The sequence below is a fragment of the Bacillus sp. P4_E1 genome, from assembly GCF_056401715.1.
Window position 1 is genome coordinate 23,486 of record NZ_JBFUIV010000031.1, and the last position, 6,561, is coordinate 30,046.

General features: G+C 36.6%; 3 protein-coding genes and 1 pseudogene. 1 reads left to right on the forward strand and 3 read right to left on the reverse strand.

Translation table 11 applies throughout. The features are described from left to right. Position 1: 1 nt before the first annotated feature. From AC1DS7_RS26945 to AC1DS7_RS26955, 3 genes are read right to left on the reverse strand one after another with little or no spacing between them, the layout of a single operon-like run. Complete coding sequence (locus AC1DS7_RS26945; protein WP_476999319.1) at positions 2-4,558, reverse strand: amino acid adenylation domain-containing protein; 4,557 nt, start codon at positions 4,556-4,558, stop codon at positions 2-4. Between the two features lie 14 nt (positions 4,559-4,572). Further along, positions 4,573-5,835 (reverse strand): MFS transporter, encoded by a 1,263-nt coding sequence (locus AC1DS7_RS26950; protein ID WP_002144016.1) that lies wholly within the window; start codon positions 5,833-5,835, stop codon positions 4,573-4,575. A gap of 22 nt (positions 5,836-5,857) precedes the next feature. Then, positions 5,858-6,022 (reverse strand): DnaB-like helicase N-terminal domain-containing protein, encoded by a 165-nt coding sequence (locus tag AC1DS7_RS26955; RefSeq protein ID WP_105590078.1) that lies wholly within the window; start codon positions 6,020-6,022, stop codon positions 5,858-5,860. 216 nt (positions 6,023-6,238) lie between these two features. On the opposite strand from AC1DS7_RS26955, the pseudogene AC1DS7_RS26960 reads away from it, so the two are divergent. Continuing rightward, a pseudogene (locus tag AC1DS7_RS26960) lies at positions 6,239-6,561 on the forward strand (IS6-like element ISBwe2 family transposase); the annotation flags it as partial.

Consider the following 6,561-nt stretch of genomic DNA (forward strand, 5'->3'; position numbering starts at 1 on the left):
TTTACACCCTCTTCTTTGTTAATTTAAGTAATACTTTGCTCAAGCTTTCTTCCGTAAGATCCTCAGCATCAGCAAAATCTGATACTGTAAAAGCTGACTCTGTTGTTGGTTTATTTATAAGTTGACGAAGATGCCTCAACATACCATCTGCTATCGCTTGAATTGTTAATCTAGAAAACTGTTCTCTACTATATATCCAAACAAAATGTAACTTCTCATCTTTTACCATACCGATAACATCAATTAGATGCGATGGCTTGGAATCTGGAGCATGATCTAAAAATGTAAACCCTGTCTCTTGCATAAACAAAGATTCCTTTGAAAACACTTGATCAAATTGGCCCAAATAGTTAAAGCTTATTGAAGGCTTTTGCTGATAAAACGGAAGTAATTCTTTTTTCAAGTAACGTAAAATACCATAATCAACTCCACGATTCGGAATTTGACGCAATTGATCTTTTACAGCCTTTAATCCTTCAATAGGTGTTTTAGTTCCTTGAAAATTCAGATGAACAGGATAAATACTCGTGAACCAGCCCACTGTCCGTGATAGATCAATACCTTCAACCATCTCTTCTCTCCCGTGTCCTTCTAGATGAATAGAAACCGTTTGCTGATTTGTAAAATCGACGATAGCTTGTCCTAATGCCGCCAATAGTACCTCATTAATCCTTGTCTTATGAGTCACTGGAACTTCTTGTAACAATGCATGTGTTTCTTCTACTCCTAAAGTCCTCGTCACTTGATCAATCGATTCTTCTGTTGTTTCTTGCATTGGATAGTCCATTGGAATTTTCATCGTTTCTTTTTCTACCCGTTCATTCCAATAATCTTGTACTTCTTTTGAAATACCCGAATCACTGTATGCCTGCAGGCGTTCCGACCACTCTTTAAAAGATGTACTTTTCGCAGGTAGGCGAACTCCTTGACCTTGTTTCATCTGGTTATATACCGCCTGTAAATCTTCCAATAGAATTCTCCACGATACTCCATCTACTACTAAATGATGAATCAACCAGAATATTCGATCATTTCCAGACAAGGTGTCCTCAAAGTAAACTACTCTCATTAACGGACCTGTAACTAAATTGAAACTAGTTTGAGTAATGTTCATCTCTTCTTGTATTATTTTATTCCACGCTTGTTCATTAGCTTTGTTCCGTTTTACCACATGAAGTACAGAATGCTCATCAGTCCCTTCATTTCTCTGCCTCCACGTTCCATTTGGTAACTGTTCGTACCGGAAACGTAAAGCATCATGATGTTTTAGTAAGTTTAAGATCGCTCCTTCTAGTAACTTCACGTCCAATCTCTCTTTTACTCTTAAAAGCATCGATTGATTCCAATGCTCCGGACGTGAATGTTCTTGCTCGAAGAACCAGTACTGAATTGGAGTAAGGGGCACTTCTCCTGTCACAATTCCCTGCTCCGCTTGTACTCCCTGAGTTTCTATAGCCACTTGTGCCAACTCGGCAATGGTTGGGCATTCAAACATTTGCTTTGGAGTAAGTTTTAATCCCTCTTGACTTGCTTGAGATATGATTTGAATACTGAGAATCGAGTCGCCACCAATTTCAAAGAAATTATCATGGATTCCTACCTTTTTAACACCTAATACTTGCTTCCAGATGGTAGCCAGTATCTTTTCGTTACTATTCCGAGGGGCAACAGCTTCACTGTTAGTCTGCTCTTCCTCCGGCATAGGTAAGACCTCACGATCAACTTTACCGTTAGCTGTTAGTGGAATGGCTTCCATCGTCACAAATCTCGAAGGGACCATATAGCTTGGTAGTTTCGCTTTAAGATACTCTCGCCACGCACCTACATTTCCATCTCCTACAACATATGCTACTAATCGTTTGTCACCCGGTTGATCTTCTCGAACAATTACAACAGCCTCTTTTATAGATGCATATGCATTTAAAGTAGACTCAATCTCCCCAATCTCAATTCGGAAACCACGTATTTTGACCTGATGATCAATTCTTCCACGATAATCCAGATTCCCATCTGGCAAATACCTTGCTAAGTCTCCTGTCCGATATAATCTTGCTTTCGGATCACTACTAAATGGATGAGGTATAAAGCGCTCTGCAGTTAATTCAGGTCGATTTAAATACCCACGTGCAAGCCCTGCCCCGCCAATATAAAGCTCACCATCTACACCTATAGGTACAGGCTGTTGATAAGCGTCTAGTATATACACTTCTAAATCTGGAATCCGCTTTCCGATATTACTTCTTGAAGCATGCTGCACATCATCTTGAGTAATTGGATAATATGTAACATGAACGGTAGTTTCTGTAATTCCATACATATTAATTAGCTGCGGTTTTTTCTCCCCATACCTTTGAAACCACGGTAACAAGCTAATAGGTTCTAACGCTTCTCCACCAAATATCACATAACGCAGCTGCAAGTTTTTATTCTCATCTTCTTGTTCACACACCTGTATTAACTGTCGAAATGCGGAAGGTGTTTGATTTAGAACTGTGACTTCTGCATCTACCAACAATTGATAAAAATCTTTGGGCGATCGACTAATCCAGTACGGAACAACAACTAATTTCCCACCATATAATAATGCTCCCCAAATTTCCCATACTGAGAAATCAAATGCATAAGAATGAAAAAGCGTCCAAGTGTCTTTTTCATTAAACTGATACCAACAGTCCATCGATTTAAATAAACGAATGACATTGTGATGCTCTATCATAACGCCCTTTGGATTCCCTGTTGATCCCGAAGTATAGATTACGTAAGCTAGGTGTTGAGGATTTACATTAGAAATCGGTAAAGTCTTACTTTCTTGCTCAATCTCATCTCGATCACGATCAAGACAAATCGATTTTATATTTTCTGGTAACCATTTCAATTCTTTTAAACTTTCTTGCGTTACGAATAACTGAATGCCAGCATCCTCTAAAATATATTGAAGTCGCTGCTCTGGATATGTTGGATCAAGTGGAACATAGGCTCCACCAGCCTTCAAAATCCCTAAAATACCTACAATCATTTCTAGAGAACGTTCAACGCACAGCCCAACTAAAGTATCAGGTCCTACTCCTTTTTTTTGCAGATAATGAGCTAACTGATTTGCATGTTCATTTAGCTCCCTATAAGTAACTTTTCCTTTTTCATACGTAACTGCAATAGAATTTGGATAAATCATCGCTTGCTGTTCGAACAATTCATGAATAGTTACTTGAGGTGGAAAATCAAGCTTAGGATTGTTGAACTCTACTAAACTTTTTCTTTTATCTTCTTCTGAAATAATTTCAATCTCAGAAACCTTTTGCTTTGGGTTTTTAAATGTATTTTCTATTACTGCTAACATGGTTTTAAAAAAGCGGTTTATCTCTTCTTTAGAAAATAGCTCTTTACGATAGTCAATATGTACTTGTAAAGAGTCTATATCAGTCAAATTCTCAATATGTACTGCAAAATCTTGCATTTCTTCACCATTTGGAATCCAAAGTGAGTCACCACTTTCATCACGATCTCTATAATCAATCGTAGTTCCGAAAAGTCTAACATTGCTGTTATTCTCTTTATTAATCTGCTTTAATAACAAATCAAATGGGTATTTCTGATGTCGTAATGATTTACTTTGTTTTCTGGACACCCTACCAATAAATGAAAGTACTTCTTCTTCTGGATCGATATCCATTCTTAGAGGAACCGTACTCACCATCATTCCAATTAATTCCCGTTCCGTTTTAGTCATACGATTGCCATAAGCCATTCCTAATGCAATATCAAGCGATGAGGTCCACCGACACATAGACAATGAGAAAGCAGCAACAAAAAGAGAATATACACTTAATTTATAATCGTCAGAAAATAACTCTATCTTTCTCTTCAAATGCTCCGATAATATAAACGTTTCACGTGATGCTTTGGTACTAACTTGGTACGTATTATAAGGCTTCAATCCCGTCACAGATGGAATTGTTTTAAATTCCTCTAACCAGAATTTTTGATCTTTTTGAAAGCGAATACTATTCAAGTATGTTTGTTCATTGGCCAGAAATTGAACATATGAATTTCTAATTTCGCCTTCCTCAGTCTCGTTATGCATCTCATAATAATATTTTGCAATCTGACTGGTAAATATTTGGATTGATAAACCATCCATGATAATATGATGAACATTCCCAAAGACTGCACATTCATTATCGTTTAATTTTATTAAAGCGAAATAGTATAAATCCGAATTAAATAATGTAAACGTTTCTTTTGTTTTCTGCTCGATCCATTTCTCAAGCAAATCTGAATCCTCCACGGAACTGAAATCGAAAAACTCAAATTCTTGTTCTTCATGTTTAATAAAATATTGTTCAGGTTCCTGATGCCCATTTTCTTTTAATCTGATGCAAAGACCATCATTTTCACTAATAACACGATTCACAACTCGATTTAATTTTGAATAGTCCATTTTTCTATGAAGTTTAAACAAAAACCTTAAATTACATATCCCTTTACCGGAATGAATAACTTCTGTATACCATATTCTCCTCTGTGGATGACTTAACGGATAACATTCTTCATTGGCCATAAAAAATCTTCCCTTCAAAAATTATTTACTCTTATAGGTTCTTGCTTATGTTTAACCCATATATATTTCTGTAGTGAAACCCCAATTACTCCAATGATGATGAGCCCAATACCCACATAAAAATAGAGTTCAATTACTCCGAAAAAGTGAACCAGTGGACCGCTCATAGCAGGAGAAATAATGAGGACTGCATTTGCTAAACTGCTTTGAATCCCAAATACTCTTCCGACCTGTTCTTGATGAGATTCTATTTGTAGAATGACTTGATTGGATACAAGCATAAGTCCACTTCCAATACCAGCTATAAAACTAATCAGATAGGCAAAAATGAGGGATGCACCAGGATTTATCAGAGTTATCAGACTAATGCCCCCAAAGCCAATTCCCATTAAAGCAATACCTCCACATATTACCCAACCATATTGAAAATGTTTTAATTTCTGAGTTAAGAATGCGCCAATTATTCCCCCAAGACCAATAATAGAAATGATGTATCCCATTTTACTCTTATCATTTGGGAACAAGCTTTTAAATAAAGTAGGGAACTGTGAGTCTACTAATTGTAATACTGCCATAGCTATTGTAAAGAAAATCATGGTTGATAATATCATCCGATTGGATAATACATAACCCCAGCCTTGTAACCAAGCAGTCCAAGTACTTTGCTGTTTCTTTTCTATATGTTCTCTTGACAGAGATTCCTGTAACCTTATTGTGGGCAACAGAACCAAAGCAGCTAGTAAGCAGCATATTGCCCTTATAATCAGACAAAACTCTGGCTGAAACCAGCTCAGTAACATTCCTCCTATAAGTGGGCCCAGTATCTTGGTTCCTTGCTCAACTATCCCATTGATACTTACCGCTTTGGTAAGCAGATCAGGAGAAACAATCTGTCGTGTTAGTGTTTGCTGTGCAGGATAATAAAAAACGGTGAAAATGGAACGAATCATTAATGCTAACAAAAGCCAATGAATAGTTTGGACAAATAAAAGAACAATTGTTAATAAACCAACCATTAGATTACAAAACATCATAATTGGAATTTTTCTAAAGCGATCAGCAATCACGCCTGCCCATGAACTAAATATAATCCCAGGAAGTGCATACGCAACGGGAATTAATCCAATCATGGTGGGGTCTACTTCCCATTCAAAACTAACAATGGTCATAATGGCTAACATGTCAATAAATACTCCGAGCATAAGCAGTGAATACGCAGAGAAAACTTGTAAATAAATTGTATTTCCCCATAGACTTTTTGATTCGGTAGTTTTCATAAAAACGAGCTCCTTAAGTTTACTAAATAGGGACGATAGAAACTAATTGAGTGGGATACGAGACTTCTCCCGCCTCTTCAATCCCATTCTTTTTTTGCAGTTCGTTTGTGATGGTAATGAAATCAATAACTTGCTTAGACTTCCTCAAAGACACTAACGCTCTAAAAATGAGATATTGACTAACAATTAAATCATAACACTCCTATTAATGGGATTATTTTCTAAAAATAATATAGAAAACAATGAATATTCCGATTATTGTTTTCTGAAAACCAGAAATATTTCTATAAAACAACTAAATTAAGATTGAATCGTATCGCAGATTTTAACGGGTTCTGGTGCAATAAATCTACAAATCTTGGACATACTGATACTACTAATCTAAAGAAGGTGCGTGATCGGTATGGAAAAGGAAAATTTATACAAATGGAAACATTATCAGCCTGATATTATTTTGTTAACGGTAAGATGGTACCTACGGTACAACCTCAGTTTTCGTGATTTAGTGGAAATGATGGAGGAACGGGGCTTATCCATTTCTCATACAACGATTATGCGTTGGGTTCATCAGTACGGTCCTGAATTGGACAAACGAATCCGACGTCACCTTAAACAAACAAATGACTCCTGGAGAGTCGATGAAACATATATCAAAGTAAAAGGTCAATGGATGTACCTGTATCGTGCTGTTGATTCAAAAGGAAATACAATCGATTTTTACCTAAG

What these genes read in the sequence shown, in the direction of transcription:
- AC1DS7_RS26945 (WP_476999319.1), bottom strand. Translation starts at nt 4,558, where the DNA reads ATGGCCAATGAAGAATGTTATCCGTTAAGTCATCCACAGAGGAGAATA.
- AC1DS7_RS26950 (WP_002144016.1), bottom strand. Translation starts at nt 5,835, where the DNA reads ATGAAAACTACCGAATCAAAAAGTCTATGGGGAAATACAATTTATTTA.